Source organism: Novosphingobium mississippiense, assembly GCF_044029535.1.
Lineage (GTDB): Bacteria > Pseudomonadota > Alphaproteobacteria > Sphingomonadales > Sphingomonadaceae > Novosphingobium.
Map to the genome: position 1 here is coordinate 1,540,711 of NZ_CP147001.1, position 16,924 is coordinate 1,557,634.

At 64.4% G+C, this 16,924-nt stretch carries 18 protein-coding genes; 7 read left to right on the forward strand and 11 right to left on the reverse strand.

Features of this window, described 5'->3' with window-relative positions; genetic code table 11:
• The first annotated feature begins 59 nt into the window (after positions 1–59).
• Positions 60–2,357, forward strand: a complete 2,298-nt coding sequence (locus WBP06_RS07200; protein ID WP_395333271.1) for a patatin-like protein — start codon at positions 60–62, stop codon at positions 2,355–2,357.
• Positions 2,358–2,468: 111 nt separating this feature from the next.
• Here WBP06_RS07200 and dnaJ read toward each other — a convergent pair whose 3' ends face one another.
• Positions 2,469–3,605, reverse strand: a complete 1,137-nt coding sequence (gene dnaJ, locus WBP06_RS07205; protein ID WP_395333273.1) for a molecular chaperone DnaJ — start codon at positions 3,603–3,605, stop codon at positions 2,469–2,471.
• A gap of 81 nt (positions 3,606–3,686) precedes the next feature.
• Positions 3,687–5,600, reverse strand: coding sequence for a molecular chaperone DnaK (gene dnaK, locus WBP06_RS07210; RefSeq protein ID WP_395333275.1), 1,914 nt, complete (start codon positions 5,598–5,600; stop codon positions 3,687–3,689).
• Positions 5,601–5,806: 206 nt separating this feature from the next.
• Here dnaK and WBP06_RS07215 point away from each other — a divergent pair, with 206 nt between their 5' ends.
• Both WBP06_RS07215 and WBP06_RS07220 read left to right on the forward strand, forming a co-directional pair.
• Positions 5,807–6,409, forward strand: coding sequence for a copper chaperone PCu(A)C (locus WBP06_RS07215; protein WP_395333277.1), 603 nt, complete (start codon positions 5,807–5,809; stop codon positions 6,407–6,409).
• Between the two features lie 47 nt (positions 6,410–6,456).
• Complete coding sequence (locus tag WBP06_RS07220) at positions 6,457–6,900, forward strand: vgr related protein (protein ID WP_395333279.1); 444 nt, start codon at positions 6,457–6,459, stop codon at positions 6,898–6,900.
• 7 nt (positions 6,901–6,907) lie between these two features.
• On the opposite strand, the gene WBP06_RS07225 is transcribed toward WBP06_RS07220, so the two are convergent.
• The 4 genes from WBP06_RS07225 to WBP06_RS07240 form a co-directional block, all read right to left on the reverse strand.
• Entirely contained in the window at positions 6,908–7,162 is a 255-nt protein-coding gene (locus WBP06_RS07225; RefSeq protein ID WP_395333282.1) for a hypothetical protein, read from the reverse strand.
• A 127-nt stretch (positions 7,163–7,289) separates the two neighbouring features.
• Complete coding sequence (gene grpE / locus WBP06_RS07230; RefSeq protein WP_395333284.1) at positions 7,290–7,841, reverse strand: nucleotide exchange factor GrpE; 552 nt, start codon at positions 7,839–7,841, stop codon at positions 7,290–7,292.
• Positions 7,842–7,857: 16 nt separating this feature from the next.
• Positions 7,858–8,901 (reverse strand): heat-inducible transcriptional repressor HrcA, encoded by a 1,044-nt coding sequence (gene hrcA, locus WBP06_RS07235; RefSeq protein ID WP_395333287.1) that lies wholly within the window; start codon positions 8,899–8,901, stop codon positions 7,858–7,860.
• An 8-nt stretch (positions 8,902–8,909) separates the two neighbouring features.
• Positions 8,910–9,584: a hypothetical protein gene (locus tag WBP06_RS07240; RefSeq protein ID WP_395333289.1), complete on the reverse strand. Its 675-nt coding sequence runs from the start codon at positions 9,582–9,584 to the stop codon at positions 8,910–8,912.
• A gap of 21 nt (positions 9,585–9,605) precedes the next feature.
• On the opposite strand from WBP06_RS07240, the gene rph reads away from it, so the two are divergent.
• From rph to WBP06_RS07260, 4 genes are all read left to right on the forward strand, one after another.
• Positions 9,606–10,322 carry a ribonuclease PH gene (gene rph, locus WBP06_RS07245; protein ID WP_395333292.1) on the forward strand — a complete coding sequence of 239 codons (717 nt, stop codon included), beginning with the start codon at positions 9,606–9,608 and terminating at the stop codon, positions 10,320–10,322.
• 66 nt (positions 10,323–10,388) lie between these two features.
• Complete coding sequence (gene rdgB / locus WBP06_RS07250; RefSeq protein ID WP_395333295.1) at positions 10,389–11,018, forward strand: RdgB/HAM1 family non-canonical purine NTP pyrophosphatase; 630 nt, start codon at positions 10,389–10,391, stop codon at positions 11,016–11,018.
• 8 nt (positions 11,019–11,026) lie between these two features.
• Entirely contained in the window at positions 11,027–12,178 is a 1,152-nt protein-coding gene (gene hemW, locus WBP06_RS07255) for a radical SAM family heme chaperone HemW (RefSeq protein WP_395333299.1), read from the forward strand.
• Positions 12,175–13,086 carry a tyrosine recombinase XerC gene (locus WBP06_RS07260; RefSeq protein ID WP_395333301.1) on the forward strand — a complete coding sequence of 304 codons (912 nt, stop codon included), beginning with the start codon at positions 12,175–12,177 and terminating at the stop codon, positions 13,084–13,086. The genes hemW and WBP06_RS07260 overlap by 4 nt, the downstream gene beginning before the upstream one ends.
• A gap of 74 nt (positions 13,087–13,160) precedes the next feature.
• On the opposite strand, the gene aqpZ is transcribed toward WBP06_RS07260, so the two are convergent.
• From aqpZ to rsmI, 5 genes are all read right to left on the reverse strand, one after another.
• The gene (gene aqpZ, locus WBP06_RS07265) at positions 13,161–13,859 is read right to left on the reverse strand and encodes an aquaporin Z (protein ID WP_395333303.1); all 699 of its coding nucleotides are present in this window, start codon (positions 13,857–13,859) and stop codon (positions 13,161–13,163) included.
• A 113-nt stretch (positions 13,860–13,972) separates the two neighbouring features.
• A complete protein-coding gene (locus WBP06_RS07270) occupies positions 13,973–14,572 on the reverse strand; it encodes a DedA family protein (protein WP_395333305.1) in 600 nt (199 codons plus the stop codon).
• A gap of 18 nt (positions 14,573–14,590) precedes the next feature.
• Positions 14,591–15,577: a glutathione synthase gene (gshB, locus tag WBP06_RS07275; RefSeq protein WP_395333307.1), complete on the reverse strand. Its 987-nt coding sequence runs from the start codon at positions 15,575–15,577 to the stop codon at positions 14,591–14,593.
• Between the two features lie 152 nt (positions 15,578–15,729).
• Positions 15,730–16,092 carry a YraN family protein gene (locus tag WBP06_RS07280; RefSeq protein ID WP_395333309.1) on the reverse strand — a complete coding sequence of 121 codons (363 nt, stop codon included), beginning with the start codon at positions 16,090–16,092 and terminating at the stop codon, positions 15,730–15,732.
• On the reverse strand, positions 16,089–16,916 hold the full coding sequence (gene rsmI, locus WBP06_RS07285; protein WP_395333311.1) for a 16S rRNA (cytidine(1402)-2'-O)-methyltransferase: 828 nt from the start codon (positions 16,914–16,916) through the stop codon (positions 16,089–16,091). The genes WBP06_RS07280 and rsmI overlap by 4 nt, the downstream gene beginning before the upstream one ends.
• Positions 16,917–16,924: the final 8 nt, after the last annotated feature.

Genomic DNA, 16,924 nt, shown 5'->3' on the forward strand with positions numbered 1-16,924 from the left:
ATCTGGAACGGAATGAGAACGCAATTGCCTTTCGGCGCGATGCGCTTCAAGCTAAATCCATGCGCCAAAAGGAACTGCGGATCGCGCTCGTCTGCTATGGCGGGGTTAGCCTTGCCGTCTACATGCATGGGGTCACCAAGGAGCTGTGGAAGGCCCTGCAGGCCAGCCGTGCGTACTGGGCGAACGACATCGAACCCACCGGCACCACCGCGGTCTACCTCAAGCTGCTGCGCAGGCTGGAAGCGGCAGGAAACCTGCGATTGCGCGTATTGTGCGACATCGTGGCCGGGGCCAGCGCGGGTGGCATCAACTCGATCTTCCTCGCACAGGCGATCCATTCCGGGCAGTCGCTGGAACCGCTGACCGACCTCTGGCTGGACGTTGCCGACGTGGACGAACTGCTCGATCCCGAGGCGCGGCCATGGTCCGGGCGGACCAAGTTCTGGGCCCAGCCGATCGCTTCCTACATCCTCAACCGGCCGGGCAATGCCGTTAGCGCCAGCGTCGCGCCGGAAACCCGGCAGGAAGTGCGCGACAAACTGTCGCGCCTGATCCGTTCGCGCTGGTTCGAGCCGCCGTTCAGCGGCATCGGCTTTTCACGCCTGCTCTACAAAGCCATGTCGGCCATGGGCGACACCAGCGGCCCCGCCCTGCTGCCAACGCGCCATCCGATCGACCTGTTCGTCACCGCCACGGACTTCAAGGGCCATCTGGAAACACTGCGGTTGCACTCGCCCGAACTGGTGCTGGAAAGCGAACACCGACTGACCTTCGGCTTCCGTGCGCCCAGCGGTGCGCAGGAGTTGGCGGCCCTGCCCGAACTGGTCATGGCCGCACGCTCCACGGCCAGCTTTCCCGGGGCGTTCCCCCCTCTCCAACTGGAGGAAATCGACCGGCTGGTCGCCGAAAACGGCATCGACTGGCCGGGGCGCGATGCATTCCTGCGCCGCATCATGCCCGAGCATGCGGCGCGTGGCGATCTCGATTCGGTTTCACTGATCGACGGTTCGGTACTGGTGAACGCACCCTTTGCCGATGCCATGCGCGTCCTGCGCAGCCGGCCCGCCACTCGGGAGGTGGATCGCCGTTTCGTCTACATCGACCCCGCACCCGATCGCGTCGGCGCCGACTTGCGCCGCGACACCCGGCCCCCGGGGTTCTTCACGACGATCTTCGGATCGCTGTCCTCGATCCCGCGCGAGCAGCCGATTCGCGACAATCTGGAAGCGCTGGAAGAAGAATCGCGCGAAATGGCCACGCTGCGCGCCATCGTGCGCGCGCTGCGGCCCGAAATCGAGGAGACGGTCGGCAGCCTGTTCGGCCACACCCTGTTCCTCGACCGGCCGACGCCTAAACGCCTTGCCGCCTGGCGGGCACGGGCGCAGCAGGCCGCATTCGAGCAGGCCGGCTTTGCCTATCACGGCTATGTGCAGGTGAAGTTCACCGGAGTCGTCACCATGCTGGCGCGGCTGGTTTTCGAGGCGGCACCGGCACTGGGCGTGGGATCGACCGCGCCGATTGCAGAGCGGCTCTACACCTATCTTTCGGAAAACGGGATCGACCGGATGCAACCCCTGCGCGGGGGCACGTCGCCCGGCATGGCGGCGTTCTTCCGGATGCAGGACATTTCATTCCGCATCCGCCGCCTGCGCCTGCTCGCCCGCCGGGTGACGCAGGAATGGAGCCTGGACGGCGATGTGGACGAAAGCCAGCGCGATGCCGCGAGAGAGGCGATCTACGGCGCGCTGGCCCTGTGCATCGAAGCGGAGGCAGTCTCCTTCCTGGGCAAGGAATTCGTGGAGCGGGCGGAAGGCGTGTTCGAGGATCCCGGCGCCCTGCTCGATCACGTGGCCGATCGGCGCAACCTGCTGGCGATCGACACCCGCGTGGACGAAATTCTGGCGGAGATGCTCTCCACGATGCCCGCCGGGCTGCGCAAGCGGCTGCTGCTCGCCTATCTGGGCTATCCTTTCTATGACACCGTGACGCTGCCCTTGCTGCGCGGAGAGGGATTGGACGAATTCGATCCCATCCGCGTCGATCGCATCTCGCCGGAGGATTGCCACGCCATCCGCCAGGGGCCGATGCTGCGTGGCAGCGAATTCTACAACTTCGGTGCCTTCTTCAGCCGTGCCTATCGCGAGAACGACTACCTCTGGGGCCGCCTGCACGGTGCCGAGCGGATGGTGGAACTGCTGGCGTCGACACTGGAAGGCGAACATGCGCTGGACGAACGCGAACTGGACGGCTTCCGGCGCGAGGCGTTCCTGGCCGTGCTGGACGAGGAACACGGGCGGCTCAATGCCGACCCGGCGCTGGTGGGGAATATCCGAGTCGAAGTGCTGCGTCGCGTCTAAACGATGCACGGTTCGTCATTGCGGGAGGTGGCGAGGCGCCCAAAAAATCACGCCGCCCTCGCGTGGGCGAGAGCGGCGTGATGGAATTCATCGCTGAAGGACTTGCCGAAGTTATTCGGTCAGGTCGTTCCACGCTTCCTTGATACGGTCGAAGAAGCCCTTCGAACCGGGGCACTCGTCCCCCGTCTCGGTCGACTGCAGTTCGCGCAGCAATTCCTTCTGGCGGACGGAAAGCTTCGTCGGCGTTTCCACGGTGATCTCGATGACGAGATCGCCGCGACCGCGACCTTGCAGCACCGGCATGCCGGCACCGCGCTTGCGCAGTTGCTTACCCGACTGGATGCCGGCCGGAATGTCGAGCGTGATGGGCTCGCCATCGATGCCCGGAATCTCGATCGATCCGCCCAGTGCTGCCGTGGTGAAAGTGATCGGCACGCGCGTCAGCAGCGAAGTGCCGTCACGCTCGAACACCTTGTGGCGCTTCACATGGAGGAAGATGTAGAGATCGCCCGGAGGCGCGCCGAACGGCCCTGCCTCACCCTTACCGGCAAGGCGGATGCGAGTGCCCGAATCGACGCCCGGCGGAATTTCCACTTCCAGCGTCTGCGGGCGATCCACGCGGCCTTCGCCGCCGCAGGCGCGGCATGGCTTTTCGATCACCTCACCCCGACCGTGGCAGGTCGGGCAAGTGCGTTCCACCACGAAGAAGCCCTGCTGCGCGCGCACCTTGCCGTGGCCGGCGCACATGTTGCAGGTGCGTTTGCCCGTGCCGGGTTCGGCGCCGGTGCCGTGGCAGGGTTCGCAGCTCTGCGAGACTTCGATGGTGATCTCGGTCGTCTTGCCGTGGAACGCTTCGTCCAGGCTGACTTCCATGTCGTAGCGCAAGTCGGCACCGCGACGCGCCTGCTGGCGTCCGCCGCCGCCACCGCCAAAGGCGCTGCCGAAGATGGATTCGAAGATATCGCCTATGTCGCCGAATTCGGCACCCATGCCGGGTCCGCCGCCGCCCATGCCCTGCTGGAACGCCGCATGGCCATAGCGATCGTAGGCCGCGCGCTTCTGCGGGTCCTTGAGGCAGTCATAAGCCTCGCTGATCTGCTTGAAGCGGGATTCGGAATCGTCGCAGCCCGGATTCTTGTCCGGATGGAAACGCATGGCCAACCGGCGATAGGAAGACTTGATCGTCTTGTCGTCGGCGTCGCGCGATACTTCGAGCAGTTCGTAATAATCGATTTCGGTAGCTGACACGTCTCGTTATTCCCCGCGTGCGACCTGGCCGCCACCATTACGATCCGTAACGATGGCGGCCACGCTTGTCATGAGGACTGGTCAGCCCTTGTTGTTTTCGTCGACTTCCGAGAATTCGGCGTCGACAACGTCGTCGTCACCACCGGCCGGCGCAGCGTCCGGCGAAGCGGCCGAGGCCTGCTCCTTCTCGTAGATGGCCTGGCCCATCTTCATCGCGACTTCGGTCAGCGCCTGCGACTTGGCCGTGATGTCGGCGGAATCGCCGCCTTCGATCGCTGCCTTGGTCGCGGCGATGGCCGCTTCGACTTCCGACTTCAGGCCGGCGTCGATCTTGTCGCCATGCTCGGCGATCTGCTGTTCGGTCGCGTGGACGAGGCTGTCGGCGTTGTTCTTGGCCTCTGCGGCCTCACGACGCTTCTTGTCCTCTTCGGCGAACTTTTCGGCATCCTTGACCATCTGGTCGATGTCGCCGTCCGACAGGCCGCCAGAGGCCTGAATGCGGATCTGCTGTTCCTTGCCAGTGCCCTTGTCCTTGGCGGACACGTTGACGATGCCGTTGGCGTCGATGTCGAAGGTCACTTCGATCTGCGGCACGCCGCGACGCGCCGGCGGAATGCCGACAAGGTCGAACTGGCCGAGCATCTTGTTGTCCTGCGCCATCTCGCGCTCGCCCTGGAACACGCGGATGGTCACCGCCTGCTGGTTGTCCTCGGCGGTCGAGTAGACCTGGCTCTTCTTGGTCGGGATCGTCGTGTTGCGGTCGATCATCTTGGTCATGATGCCGCCCAGCGTCTCGATACCCAGCGACAGCGGGGTGACGTCCAGCAGCAGCACGTCCTTGACGTCGCCCTGAAGCACGCCGGCCTGGATCGCGGCGCCCATGGCAACCACTTCGTCAGGGTTCACGCCGGTGTGCGGTTCCTTGCCGAAGAAGTCCTTCACGACTTCGCGCACCTTGGGCATGCGGGTCATGCCGCCCACCAGCACGACATCGTCGATGTCCTTGGCCGAAAGGCCGGCATCGGCGATCGCCTTGCGGCAGGGTTCCAGCGTGCGCTGGATCAGGTCCGCAACCATCTTTTCAAGATCGGCGCGGGTGACGGTTTCAACCAGGTGCAGCGGGGTGGTGGCGCCGCCTTCCATGCGTGCGGTGATGAAGGGCAGGTTGACCTCGGTCGTCGCGGTGGACGAGAGTTCGATCTTCGCCTTCTCGGCCGCTTCCTTCAGACGCTGCAGGGCCAGCTTGTCGCTGCGCAGGTCCATGCCTTCCTTGGCCTTGAACTTGTCGGCCAGCCATTCGACCAGCTTGGTGTCGAAGTCTTCGCCGCCCAGGAACGTGTCGCCGTTGGTCGACTTCACTTCGAACACGCCGTCGCCGATTTCGAGGATCGAAACGTCGAAGGTACCGCCGCCAAGGTCGTAGACGGCGATGGTCTTGCCGTCCTGCTTGTCGAGGCCATAGGCCAGCGCCGCGGCAGTCGGCTCGTTGATGATGCGCAGCACTTCAAGGCCGGCGATCTGGCCCGCGTCCTTGGTCGCCTGGCGCTGCGCGTCGTTGAAGTAGGCGGGCACGGTGATGACAGCCTGCGTCACGGTTTCGCCGAGGTACGATTCGGCGGTTTCCTTCATCTTCTGCAGCGTGAAGGCAGAGATCTGCGACGGGCTGTAGTCTTCGCCGCCGGCCTGAACCCAGGCGTCGCCGTTCTTGCCCTTGACGATGTGGTACGGAACCAGCTCGGTGTCCTTCTTGGTCACCGGGTCATCGAAGCGGCGGCCGATCAGGCGCTTCACCGCGAAAATCGTGTTGTCGCCGTTGGTCACGGCCTGGCGCTTCGCCGGCTGCCCGATCAGACGCTCACCATCCTTGGTGAAAGCGACGATCGAGGGCGTCGTGCGCGCACCTTCAGAGTTCTCGATAACCTTGGGCTTGCCGCCGTCCATCACGGCGACGCAGCTGTTGGTGGTGCCGAGGTCGATACCAATTACTTTTGCCATTATCCCCATTCCTCACGTCAGTGGATGACACCATGCGGATGGCCTCCCCCAGAAGAGGCAAGGCAGCTTGCACGGCTCGATGACGTTCAAGTCGTCGATCCGGCATATAGGTGCGGATTATCTTGGAACAAGAGCGTTGCAATGGCATTAGGCACGCGAAATTTTCACGGCTCCTCAAGGGCCCTATCGGAAGGGATGCTGCCGCCTTGGACAAAACTCGTTCGCTCAGCCTGATTGCCGTGGCCCTGCTCGCGACGCTAGCAGCCTGCAAGCAGGCATCTTCCCCGCAGGACAGCGCCAGCAACGCGCCAAGCGCGATGTCGAGCGAGGCGGGCGCCGGCATTTCGGCGCGCGACGGCAAACTGGTGCTTTCCCCGGTTTCGGGACGCCCCGGCGCGGCTTACTTCACGGTCCGCAACGATGGTTCCGCCCCGATCGCGCTTACCGGCGTGGAAGTCGGTGGCGCCGGCAAGGCGCAGATGCACGAAACCAGCGGCGGTTCCATGAAGGCGGTTGATTCGCTGCCGATCGCGCCCGGGGCCGAACTGGAATTCGCGCCCGGCGGCTTCCATGTGATGGTGTTCGACATTTCTCCGGTGCTGAAACCGGGGCAGACCACCGATATTACCCTCGCCTTCTCGACCGGCGAAAAGCTGAAGATGCCGGTGATGATCGACAGCATGGGCAGCAGTGACGACGACATGGACGGCATGGGTCCGATGCCGCCCGCAACCGGTGCGGCTCCGGCCAGCGATGCTAACCATGGGCATAGCGGCGGAATGGCCAACATGCCGGGAATGACCCACTGATCGCGCAAGACCGTTCGCCGCCGGCCTGCCAGGCGGGCGGCGAACGAATGCTTACGACAGGGGAAAAGGCGCTGGTTGCCGAAGTCTTCGGCAATTCCGTGGACTGCACCGATGTCCGGTTGCGCCGGCGCAAATGGTTTCCGCTACAACCCGCGAACGTGGTCATGGCACCGTGCGGGCACCTGCACTTTCATCCACGATCGCCACTCTATCTGGATGATTTTTCGGAAGCAGCACCCAGCCTGCAAGGGCTGTTCATCCACGAGATGGTGCATGTCTGGCAGACGCAAAGGCGCGGTCGCTGGTATCTTCCGCTGATGCGTCACCCTTTTTGCCGATACGACTATGCCTTGCGCCCGGGCTGGATGCTGGAACGCTATGGCATAGAACAACAGGCCGAAATCGTGCGCCACGCCTTCATGCTGGCGCGGGGGTGGCAAGTGCCCGGTGCGCCATCACTGGACAGCTACCGGGCGATACTGCCGTTCTGAACCGCGATCAGCAATCGCGATCCCAATAGCGGTTGCCATTGCGGTCATACCGATAGCATCCGTTGTGCTTCTTCTGGGTAGAGCCCACAGCCGCGCCAGCGGCGGCGCCCACTGCCGCACCGGCAGCGGCATCGCCGGCAATCGCGCCAACGCCCGCACCCAGCGCACCGCCGGCAAGAGCACCCTCGCCGCCATAGTTGCTGGCGCAACCGGCCATTCCAAGCGCCGCCACTGCAACGATGGGAATCATGAACTTGCGCATGAAAATTCTCCCGTTTCAGGTTCCATGCCTGACCAACGGGCTGCCTGCTGCGCAGGTTCCTTCAAATCGTACAAATAATCGACGACCTGCCCCTGGGCGTCGTGCGGGGGCAAGTCGTCGGAAGGAATCAGTCCGGCTTCTTGGCCACGGCAACCATCGCGGGGCGAAGGAGGCGGTCCTTGATCATGTAGCCCGACTGAAGCTCCTGCACGATCGTGCCCGGCTCGGCATCGGCCGAGGGAACTTCGATCATTGCCTGGTGCTGGTTGGGGTCGAGCGGCAGGCCCATGGCCGCCACGCGGGTGATGCCGTGATTGCCGAAGACCTTTTCGATCTCGCGGCCGGTTGCCTCGATCCCGGCGACGATGCCCTTCAGCTTCTCGTCCTCACGCAGTTCGGCGGGGATCGCCGAAAGCGCGCGCGAAAGATTGTCGGCGACCGAAAGGATGTCGCGCGCAAACCCCGTTGCCGCATAGGCGCGGGTATCGGCGATGTCCTTTTCAAGGCGGCGACGCACGTTCTGCATTTCAGCACGCGCATAAAGTGCGTCCTGCTTCGCCGTTTCGAGTTCCTCGCGCAGTTTGGCGAGTTCAGGATTGTCGATCATATCCTCGGGCACACCCTTCAGTTCTTCGGCCATGGCCGATTCTTCTGTCGACTGCGTCTTTTCTTCGGTCATTATTCTGTGTTTCCAGCTATCCGATGAGCTTGCCCAGGCTCTGGGCAGTGAAGTCCACCATGGGGACTACGCGCGCATAATTCAACCGAGTCGGGCCGATAACCCCCACTACACCAACCACACGCCCGTCGCGATCCCGATAGGGAGAGGCGATGACGGAGGAACCCGAAAGCGCGAAAAGCCGGTTTTCCGATCCGATGAAGATCCGCGTCGATTCTGCCTCCCGCGCGATGTCCAGCAGTTCGGCGACCGACTGCTTGTTTTCCAGATCGTCCAGCAGCGAACGAACGCGCTCCAGATCGGAAAGCGCGCTTTCGTCCAGCAGATTGGCCTGTCCCCGCACGATCAGCACCGGCCGGGCCAGTGCATCCTCGCTCCAGACGGCAAGGCCACGCTCGACAAGATCGCGGCTGGCCGCGTCCAGCGCCGAACGGCCCGAGGCAATATCGCCGCGCATCGCACGTGCCGCCTGCGCCAGCGTGCGGCCGGACAAATGGGCGGAAATGTAGTTGGACGCTTCCTCCAGCGCGCCAGGAGGCAGATTCGCGGGCAAGTCCAGCACGCGGTTCTCCACCACGCCATCCTCGCCCACCAGCACGGCGAGCGCCCTGCCCGGCCCCAGCCCCACCAGTTGAAGCTGCACCAGTCGTGGCTCCCGCTTGGGCACCATGACCACGCCTGCTCCGGAAGACATGCTGGACAGCAACGCGCTGGTCGCCTCCAGCGCAGCCTCGATCGGTCCGGGCGTAGCGATACGGCTTTCGATCGCGAGCCGTTCCTCCACCGTAGGTTCGGCTACTTGCATGATGCCGTCCACGAACAGCCTCAAGCCCGCCTCGGTCGGCAAACGGCCCGCGCTGGTATGCGGCGCGGCCAGCAATCCGAACGATTCGAGGTCTGCCAGAACCGAACGGATAGAGGCGGACGAAAGGTTGACACCCCCGGCCCCGGTCAATGCCTTCGACCCCACCGGTGCGCCGGTAGCAAGGTAACCCTCCACTACAAGACGGAAAATCTCGCGTGCGCGGGTGGTCAGTTCGGTGATCGGCGGGCTGGGCATAGGCTCGTTCAATCCGTGGTGAGGCGCTCGACACGGAAGCGACTTCGGGGGTCTGTGCCTGTATTGGTTGCCTCTGCGGCGATTTCAAATGCTTTCGCTATCCGATCCAACGCCGCGTCGGTCTGCCTGGTTGCACACCCCGGATGGATGACGGTGATGTCATTCTGTTCCCGCCGCTCACCCCAGTCCAGGACGATAAAATCGCCGTATTGCGGCCCATTGCATGCGATCGGCTTTTGCGCCGCGAACTGCGCCAACCCGCGGCGCCGCGCCATGTCGAGCGCCTGCGGGATGCCCCCGAAGCCCTTCATTGGTGCCAACAATTCCAGAATCCGCGCCCTCACCCGCGAATCGTGCGATGTGTGAACATCATAATAGCGCGAAAGGTCGCCCGGGGCGGCTGGAACCGGAAATCCCGTGTCGCATCCGGTGCAACTGCCAGGGCGGAAAAAAGCGAGGCGCACCTCGTCCCCGTCAACGATCAGCCCCGGAACGTCGGGCCGCGCGCCGTAAACCGCGACACGCTGGACCGATTTCTGCGGCAGCGCGAACGCCCAAGGGTCGTGCCGGCACCACACCCAGCCGCCGACAATCGCCGAAAAAACCAACGCGGCAAAGATGGAGAGGTGTAAGCGTGACGACATAGCTTGGCTCCGGCACGTAACGTGGATATGGGCAGCCATCAATTCTATCCGGAGTAATTCATGCGACCTTCCGGCCGTGCGCCCGACGAGATGCGCGCTATCGACATCCAGACCGGTTTCACCAAGCACGCCGAGGGATCGGTGCTGATTTCCTTCGGCGATACGCGCGTGCTGGTCACCGCCTCGGTCGAGGAAAAGGTGCCTCCGTTCCTGCGCGGCAAGGGTGAAGGCTGGGTAACGGCCGAATACTCGATGCTGCCCCGCGCCACCCACACGCGCGGTTCGCGTGAAGCAGCCAAGGGCAAGCAGTCCGGCCGCACGCAGGAAATCCAGCGCCTGATCGGCCGCTCGCTCCGTTCCGTGGTCGACATGAAAAAGCTGGGCGAGCGCCAGATCGTGCTCGACTGCGACGTGATCCAGGCCGATGGCGGTACCCGCACCGCCTCGATCTCGGGCGCCTGGGTGGCGCTGCGCCTGGCCGTCGACAAGCTGATGGCCGAGGGCAAGATCAAGGAAGACCCGATCCAGGGCCGCGTCGCTGCGATTTCGTGCGGTATCTGCGATGGCACCCCGGTGCTCGACCTCGACTATGTCGAGGACAGCGCCGCCGATGCCGATGCCAACTTCGTGCTGATCGAAGGCGGCAAGATCGCCGAAGCGCAGGCCACTGCCGAAGGCGCCACTTATGACGAGGAAGGCCTGCTGCGCCTGCTGCGTCTGGCCCGCATCGGCTGCGATCGCATCTTCGCCGAGCAGGCCAAGGCCGTCGGCCGCTAATCCCCAAAACTTCCTCCTGCCATCCCCGCACGAGCGCGGATGGCGGGGGGAACACCGGAAGCCCACATGACCCGCAAGCTTGGAAACACCCGCCTCGTCATCGCCACGCACAACGCGGGCAAGCTGAAGGAAATCGCGGCCCTGCTCGCGCCCTATGGCGTCGATTGCGTCTCGGCGGGCGAGCTCGGCCTGCCCGAACCGGAGGAGACGGGCACGACGTTCGTCGAGAACGCGCTGCTCAAGGCCCATGCGGCTGCCAAGGCCGCCAACCTGCCGGCGCTGGCCGATGACAGCGGCCTTTCGGTAGTCGCGCTGGACGGGCGCCCCGGCGTCTACACGGCGGATTGGGCGGAACGGCAGTGGTTCGAAGGCCCTGCCGGGCGCGACTGGTTCATGGCCATGGGCAAGGTCGAAGGCTTGCTGTGCGAACAGGGCGCGGACGTGGACCGTTCCTGCTGGTTCTCCTGCGTGCTCGCCATCGCCTGGCCGGACGGCGAAGAGGCGGTCTATGACGGCCGGTCCAACGGCACGATCACCTGGCCGCCGCGCGGGAAGATGGGCTTCGGCTACGATCCAATTTTCGTGCCGGAAGGCCATGACATGACCTTTGCCGAGCTTGCCCCCGACGATAAGCACAAGATCAGCCACCGCGCCAATGCCTTCGCCAAGCTGGTGGCGGAGCAGTTCGCAGGCTAATCTGCCCCATGGCCCGCGCGCTCTACATCCACTGGCCGTTCTGCCTCGCAAAGTGCCCCTATTGCGACTTCAACAGTCATGTTCGCGAACGGGTCGAGCACGATCGCTGGCAGGCAGGCCTGCTGGCGGACATGCGGCACGAACATGCCGTGGCCGGCGGAGAACCGCTGTCATCGATCTTCTTCGGCGGCGGCACACCCTCGCTGATGCCCCCTGCCCTGGTCGCGCGCCTGCTGGACGAAGCCCAGAAGCTCTGGGGCTTTGCCGAGGGGATCGAGATCACGCTGGAGGGCAATCCGTCCTCGGTCGAAGCGGCAAACTATGCGGCGCTGGCCGATGCGGGCGTCAACCGCGTCTCGCTGGGGCTGCAGGCGCTGGACAACCAGACGCTGCGTTTTCTCGGCCGCCTGCATGATGCCTCGGAAGGGCTGAAGGCGCTGGATGTGGCGCAGAAGCAGTTCTCCCGCGTCAGTTTCGACCTGATCTATGCCCGCCCCGGCCAAAGCCTGGATGCATGGCAGGCCGAACTGGCGCACGCGCTTTCCTACGGCACCGGCCACCTTTCGCTCTACCAGTTGACGATCGAGCCGGGCACGAAGTTCGCCACCATGGTTCGCCAGCACGAGTTCGAGCCACTGGACGAGGATGCCTGTGCGGACATGTTCGCGCTCACCCGCGAGATGACTGCGGCCGCCGGCCTCCCCGCCTACGAGATCAGCAACCACGCCCGTCCGGGTGAGGAAAGCCGCCATAACCTGACCTACTGGCGCTATCAGGACTATTGCGGCATCGGCCCCGGCGCCCATGGTCGTCGCGGCGGTGTGGCGACCACGCGGCATCGCAAGCCGGAAAACTGGCTGGACGCCATCGATCGAGCCGCCCAGGGCATCAACGAAACGCGCGACCTTGGCCGCCGCGAACAGGCGAGCGAGGCCATGCTGATGGGCCTGCGCCTTGACGAAGGTGTCGATCTGGATGCTCTGGCCGGGCGTTTCAGCCTTGCCACGACCGACCTCTGCGTAACATCCAAGGCGGCGTTCTATGAGACGCAAGGCCTTGTCTGGCGCGAGGGAAGCCGCCTTGGCGTGACCGATCAGGGCATGGCACTGCTGGACGGACTGCTCGCCGAACTCGTCCCGGCCGACCTCGTCGAGACATGACGGCAAAGGCGGATCTGCTCGAAGCCTGGGGCGATCACCTCGCCCATGCCCGACGACGCAGCCCGCATACCTGCCGCGCTTATATCGCCACTGCCGCGCGGCTGATCGACGGGATCGCCGGCATTGGCGGCAAAACCGATTGGGACGCGCTATCGCGGCTCGATGCCGGCACGCTGCGCCTGCATCTGGCCGATCGGCGTGGCGACGGGATCGGTAACGTTTCCGCCGCGCGCGAACTTTCCGCGATCAAGAGCTTCCTTGCCTTCGCGCGCGAACAGGCGGGCGTGCCGGAACGTGCCGGGCCACGCGTGCGGGGGCCGCGCGTAAAGAAGGGCATTCCACGCCCGGTCACCCCGGACGAGGCGGTGAACCTTGCCGCCTTGGTGGAGGAGGACGCGCGGGAGGAATGGATCGGCGCCCGCGATCGCGCGGTCCTGCTGCTGCTCTACGGCTCGGGGATGCGCATTGCAGAGGCTCTGTCGCTGACCGGGGCGGCGCTGCCCATGGGCGAGACGATCACGGTCACCGGCAAGGGCAACAAGCAGCGCGTTGTGCCGCTGCTGCCGATCGTGCGCGAAGGCGTTGCCGACTATGTGGCCAAGTGCCCATGGTCGCTGGGCCGCGACGATGCGCTGTTCCGCGGGGCCAAGGGCGGCGCACTGTCGCAGGGCATGGTGCAGAAAGCGATGGCCCGCGCGCGGATCGTGCTGGGCCTGCCCTCCACCGCAACACCGCACGCGCTACGGCATAGCTTCGCCACGCATCTGCTGGGTGCCGGGGCGGATCTCAGGAGCCTGCAGGAACTGCTGGGCCACGCCAGCCTGGGATCGACGCAGATCTATACGAAAGTGGACGCGGCGACGCTGCTGGACGTCTACCGCAACGCCCATCCCCGCGAACAAGGCTGACAATCTTGCTGGAAGCGTGGCGCAGCAATCCAGGCCGGCTTGAAACGCCCCGGATTGCTGCGCTCGCCACTACGTCAGATCGCGCCTTCGTCCGGCGCCAGCAGGAAGCGCCAGATCGCCGCACCGATGGCCGCGCCGATCAGCGGTGCCACCCAGAACGCCCAGAGCTGGTTGAGCGCCGCCGTTTCTGCGAACAGCGCCACGCCGGTAGAGCGTGCCGGGTTTACCGAGGTATTGGTGACCGGGATCGAAACGAGGTGGATCAGCGTCAGGCACAAACCGATCGCCAACGGTCCGAAGCCTGCCGGCGCGATCCGGGAGGTGGAGCCGAGGATCACGATGATGAAGCCCGCAGTCAGGATCATCTCGATCAACAGCGCCGCGTGCAGCGAATAGCCGCCGGGCGACAGTTCGCCGTATCCGTTGGTGGCAAAGCCGCCGGGCGTCCAGCCCGCCTTGCCCGATGCGATCGCATAGAGTGCGGCGGCAGCCACGATGGCGCCGATCACTTGTGCGATCCAGTAGGGGATCAAATCCTTCCAGTCGAGCCGGCCACCAACGGCCATGCCCAGTGAGACCGCCGGATTGAAATGTCCGCCGGAAATCGCGCCGACCGCATAGGCCATCGTCACGACGGTAAGCCCGAAGGCCAGTGCCACGCCGGCAAATCCAATGCCAAGTTCAGGAAAGGCCGCTGCCAGAACGGCTGCACCGCAGCCTCCGAAAACAAGCCAGAACGTACCGAAGAATTCAGCTGCCAGTCTCTTGGACATAACGCCTGCTCCCCAATGGTTGCAGGCGAAGAATACGTCAGTATCCCTAATCAAGAAAGCCGGGAATTACACTAAGCCGATAAGCGGGTTCATTTTTTCAACTTGGGGATCATTCAGCGCGTTGGCTTCCAGCTTATTACACGCCAAAGATACCAGATCATCGTTGCCGCCCCCAGCACCAGCGTCGCCCAGCCGATCCATGCGGCAGCCTCCGAAAACCGCCGGCCCAGCCACTGCCCACCCATCAACAGCAGCGTGTTCCACACCGCCGCGCCGGCCGCCGTGTAGATCAGGAACCGCACATGTTTCATATGCGAAAGCCCGGCGGGAACCGATATCAACGTGCGGAACATCGGCATGAAACGCATGACAAAAACCACCCAATGCCCGTGCCTGCGGAAGAACTTCCCCGCCCGCTCTACATCCTGCCATTCCATCGTCAGCCAACGCCCCCAGCGGTCCACCAGGGGCTTGAGGCGTTCGTAGCCCAGGCGGTCCGCGATCAGGAACAGGATGTAGTTGCCCAGCGTGCAGCCTGCCGTTCCAGCCAGCAGCACCGGCGCGAACGTCATCGTCCCACGCGCCAGTGCGATCCCGGCGACGCCCATGATGAGTTCGGACGGGATCGGCGGCACCAGGTTTTCCAGCACCATCAGAAAGGCGATACCCCAGTAACCACCGCCCTCGATCAACCGGATGACCCATTCATCCATGACGGTATTCCCGCAGGATCACATCGCGGCGTGGCGCGCTTCGATCGCATCCCAGATCAGCGCACCAGTATCCGTTCCATTGAACCGGTCGATGGCGACAATACCGGTAGGCGATGTCACGTTGATTTCGGTCAGCCATTTTCCGCCAATCACGTCGATGCCCACGAAAACCAGACCGCGCGCCTTCAGTTCCGGGCCCATCGCGGCGCAGATTTCCTCTTCGGTCGACGTGAGTTGCGTCGCTTCGGCCGAGCCGCCGACCGCCAGGTTGGAGCGGAATTCACCCGCGCCCGGCTTGCGGTTGATCGCACCGGCCACCACACCGTCGACCAGCACGATGCGCTTGTCACCCTCCGATACGTCGGGAAGGAAGGGCTGGACCATGAACGGCTCCACCCAGGCATTCTGGAACATCTCCACCAGTGCGCCCAGATTGCTGCCGTCGGCCGGAACGCGGAACACCGCCTTGCCGCCATTGCCGTGCAGCGGCTTGACGACCAGGTCGCCGCCCAGACCGGCTGCGACCTGACGCTCCTGAAACGCGCGCACATCCTCGATCCGGCGGGCGATCAGCGTCGGCGGCATGAAGCGCGCGAAATCGAGCACGAAGACCTTTTCCGGCGCATTGCGGACCGAGGCGGGATCGTTGGCCACGAGGGTCTTTCCGGCCAGCCGCTCCAACAGGTGCGTCGCGGTGATATAGCCAAGGTCGAACGGCGGATCCTGCCGCATCAGCACCACGTCGATATCGGCCACAAGGTCGATCAGGCGATAGTCGCCGCGCGTGAAGTGTGCACCATCCACCCGCTGCACCGTCACCGGCGCGCCCCAGCACGTCAGCCGGCCACCCGCCCCGTAGGACGCATCAAAGGCCAGCGTCCGCACGTCATAGTGGAACAGCGTGTGCCCGCGTGCCTGGGCGGCCAGCATCAGGGCGAAGGACGAATCGCCAACGACGTTGATCGTTTCGAGCGGATCCATCTGGACGGCAATGCGCAGGGTCATGAAATGAGCTTCCTCAGCGATACGGGCTCGGGGGGATTACGCCCCTGGGGCGAATACGGGGCTGGCACTTAATGAAATTCGTGGAGAGGTGCGAATAGTTTCGACCGCATCGGTGCGATCCCATTTTTCCGTTGTTACCAGACCCCCCGCTGTCACGCGAAAGGTTGCCATGCATTGGCGATCCGACGCGGCCAGCACCCCGGCGCCAGCAGAAGGACGTCTATCCGGATGCTGTCGCCGGGTTTCTGGTAACGCGGCGCCAATGCCTCGGCCGCCGCGGCAACGCGCCGCAGGCGGTAGGCATCGATCGCATGATCCAGATCCTCGGCCCGCGCCCGCCATTTCACTTCGACGAAGCACAGCATCCGGCCGCGCCGCGCGATCAGATCGACCTCACCCCGCGCCGTTTTCACGCGCGACGCCACGATGCGCCAGCCGCCAAGCCGCAGGAACCAGAGCGCGAGAACTTCGCCCCGGCGCCCCTGCCGCTCCGCATAGGCACGCCGTTCGCTCACTTCAGTTCAAGCGCCCGCGCATAGAGCGTCTTGCGATCCAGCCCGGTCGCCTTGGCCACGCTGGCCGCCGCCTGCGAAGGCTTGGCTTCTTCCAGCGCCGCGCGCAGCAGGGCATCCACATCGACGTCGCCCATCGGCTCGTCCCCCGGCGGCGCGATCAGCAGGACGATCTCGCCCTTAGGCGGATGGGCGGTGTAGTGCGCGATCAGGTCCTGCGGCGAACCGCTGCGGCATTCCTCGAACTTCTTGGTCAGTTCGCGCGCCACCGCCACCTCTCGCCCCGGCAAAACCGAATCGATCGCGGTCAGCGAATCTTCCAGACGCGGCGCGGTTTCGTAAAAAATCAGCGTTGCCGGAATTTTCGAAAGCTCCGCCAGCACCCCTTCGCGCGCCTTGGCCTTGTTGGGCAGGAAGCCGGCGAACAGAAAGCGATCGTTGGGCAGGCCGGACAGCGTCATCGCCATCACTGCCGCATTGGCACCCGGCAGGCTGGTGACGGTGATTCCCCGCTCTCGCGCAGTGCGGACCAGACGGTATCCGGGGTCGGAAATCAGCGGGGTTCCGGCATCGCTGACCAGCGCGACGGGCGCGCTTTCCATCAGCGCCAGCAGGCGCTCGCGATCGCCTTCCCCGGCGTGATCGTCATAGCGGATCAGCTTCTGTTTGATGCCCAGATGGTGGAGCAATTTGCCTGTCACCCGCGTATCTTCGCAGGCGACCGCACTCACGCCTCGCAGCGTCTCCACGGCGCGCACTGTAATATCCCCAAGGTTGCCAATGGGGGTTGCCACTATGTAGAGCCCCGGCGAAAGACTGTTTTCCATCATCGGCC

Coding starts and splice junctions, on each gene's coding strand:
- WBP06_RS07220 (WP_395333279.1), top strand. CDS start 6,457: ATGCTTACGACAGGGGAAAAGGCGCTGGTTGCCGAAGTCTTCGGCAAT.
- gshB (WP_395333307.1), bottom strand. CDS start 15,577: ATGACCCTGCGCATTGCCGTCCAGATGGATCCGCTCGAAACGATCAAC.
- hrcA (WP_395333287.1), bottom strand. CDS start 8,901: ATGCCCAGCCCGCCGATCACCGAACTGACCACCCGCGCACGCGAGATT.
- grpE (WP_395333284.1), bottom strand. CDS start 7,841: ATGACCGAAGAAAAGACGCAGTCGACAGAAGAATCGGCCATGGCCGAA.
- rph (WP_395333292.1), top strand. CDS start 9,606: ATGCGACCTTCCGGCCGTGCGCCCGACGAGATGCGCGCTATCGACATC.
- WBP06_RS07200 (WP_395333271.1), top strand. CDS start 60: ATGCGCCAAAAGGAACTGCGGATCGCGCTCGTCTGCTATGGCGGGGTT.
- rdgB (WP_395333295.1), top strand. CDS start 10,389: ATGACCCGCAAGCTTGGAAACACCCGCCTCGTCATCGCCACGCACAAC.
- WBP06_RS07260 (WP_395333301.1), top strand. CDS start 12,175: ATGACGGCAAAGGCGGATCTGCTCGAAGCCTGGGGCGATCACCTCGCC.
- WBP06_RS07225 (WP_395333282.1), bottom strand. CDS start 7,162: ATGCGCAAGTTCATGATTCCCATCGTTGCAGTGGCGGCGCTTGGAATG.
- hemW (WP_395333299.1), top strand. CDS start 11,027: ATGGCCCGCGCGCTCTACATCCACTGGCCGTTCTGCCTCGCAAAGTGC.
- WBP06_RS07240 (WP_395333289.1), bottom strand. CDS start 9,584: ATGGCTGCCCATATCCACGTTACGTGCCGGAGCCAAGCTATGTCGTCA.
- aqpZ (WP_395333303.1), bottom strand. CDS start 13,859: ATGTCCAAGAGACTGGCAGCTGAATTCTTCGGTACGTTCTGGCTTGTT.
- dnaK (WP_395333275.1), bottom strand. CDS start 5,600: ATGGCAAAAGTAATTGGTATCGACCTCGGCACCACCAACAGCTGCGTC.
- rsmI (WP_395333311.1), bottom strand. CDS start 16,916: ATGGAAAACAGTCTTTCGCCGGGGCTCTACATAGTGGCAACCCCCATT.
- WBP06_RS07270 (WP_395333305.1), bottom strand. CDS start 14,572: ATGGATGAATGGGTCATCCGGTTGATCGAGGGCGGTGGTTACTGGGGT.